Here is a 1,830-nt window from a genome sequence, read left to right on the forward strand (position 1 = left end):
TAATCCTTGAGGATATTGATGCTGCAACCAGCCCTGAAGAGAGTATTGTTCTCACGACAAAGCTGGGTATCGTTGCAGGCATGTCGATCTTCGCTAGCAGTCAACTCCTAGGTCTAGTGCTTGGCATTTTTCGTAGCTTTGCATGGGTGATGTCTGGCCCTGCAATAGTAGCTACGGCTGTACTCGGTATCGCTTATTTTCTTATCAGCATGGCTGCAAACCGTTACAAGCGAGAAGATTTACGCCTTTGGCTGTACCGCTGCAACTGGGGTCGCGGCGCGGTACCGAAATGGACTGATAGTCACGGGCATGCCGATCAAATGCAATCGCTGCTGAATATTCTGATGAGGCCTAGCGTATTGGGAAGAGCCTCAACCTATGGTGGAGAAAGAATGCCCAAAAAGTGGTTAGGCCATTGGGTTCAGATTCAGTTTCCCGCCACCCAAGAAGGCCAGATAGCTCTATTGCAACCGACACTGTCCAGAAAAGCATCAATGGTTAATGAAGAAAATCTGCATGCGCTCACAAGCAAATTCTACGATAACTACCTGAATGGAAATTGGGTCGACCCAAAACTGCTGGGAAGATTCCCTGATAGCCATAATAAAAATTATAATGAGGCAGATTACGCTTGCAGCAAAAAAGACCAGCATCGACTTTGGCAGGTGTGGGTGGAGACACCATTAGAAAACCCTATCTTAGAAATAAATATTAGCTACGCACATGCGTTGAGCTCAAAAAATACTGGCCATATATATGCATTTCGTCTGGCGCTTGATGAATTCTCAGGCGAGGCAGACCGACAAGGAAAGCCACTCGATAGAAATCTGCCTGGCGAGTTCAGAATAGAGCTCAACAGTGCCCGAACCATCGCGATAGCTATTCCTCAAGTCAAATGATGGAGATCCACGTGCTTAAAGTTTTTCAGCCACCTCAATTGCCAAATGATCTTGAATGGAAGTTTCTTGCTGACCCTCAGCTTTGCACATGGACTATTAGAGCCAGGAACTACAATATACTTATCGCCAACATTGCGGTTTTTTTGTACGCAATGATCAGCTTGGCTGGCTCACTAATTTTATATTACACATTTGAAGGAATAAGTCAGCCATGGCGAATCTTCTGGTCCGCCTTGATTTTTGCGATAACATTATCCTTGCCTGCATTCGGCACCTACCAACGAGTCAATTTCGCCTGTAGAATTACATCTTCTGGAATGGAATACTGCAAATGGAAGAAGAACTTCAGGATCAATCCCAAGGTCCTGGGCGGCATAACAATCTTCGTCTCGATAATTTTTATTTTCCTCGCTGCGACCACATCAGGACTGTCCTTCGCCTCCATCGCGGGGCCGGGCGGCATGGGCGTCATGGCGCTGATGCAACTTAGATCACAAAGGTTTCAGGAGCCGTATAGTCAATATAATCACATCACGATCGACTGGGCGAAAGTTACACAATTAACCATTGCAACAAATAGAGAGATTGTAACATTGAAGTATGGCCCTATGAATGAAGGCTGGCAGAAGTTTTGGGACTGCAGCATTTTCTGCGAGAAAGGCCAGAAAAACGCAGTCGCGGAACTCATCCGCTCTCACCTCTCACCCGACGTGCCGGTCATCAGAGGCAGGGTCAGCTGCGACTAAGTACTCAATAGCACTCAAGAGTGATTCTACTAAGCGGTGAAATACAGGCCCCGTCGCCTCACATGGGTTATTGACACCCAATCATCTGCTTCACAATTTTAACTACACCAGGAAAACTAATAGTCATGTGTACCTAGGCTCTGTACGAAAAATCTTGAGACGAAGTTCAGGCTAGGCGAAAACCA

At 46.4% G+C, this 1,830-nt stretch carries 1 protein-coding gene and 1 pseudogene; both read left to right on the forward strand.

Features of this window, described 5'->3' with window-relative positions; genetic code table 11:
• Positions 1 to 899, forward strand: a pseudogene (locus tag SJI00_RS22255) (T6SS effector BTH_I2691 family protein); the annotation flags it as partial.
• Positions 900 to 910: 11 nt separating this feature from the next.
• Complete coding sequence (locus SJI00_RS22260; RefSeq protein ID WP_322463840.1) at positions 911 to 1,645, forward strand: hypothetical protein; 735 nt, start codon at positions 911 to 913, stop codon at positions 1,643 to 1,645.
• The last annotated feature ends 185 nt before the right edge of the window (positions 1,646 to 1,830 follow it).

The organism is Pseudomonas gebzensis (assembly GCF_034427815.1).
In the GTDB taxonomy this organism is placed as follows: Bacteria; Pseudomonadota; Gammaproteobacteria; order Pseudomonadales; family Pseudomonadaceae; genus Aquipseudomonas.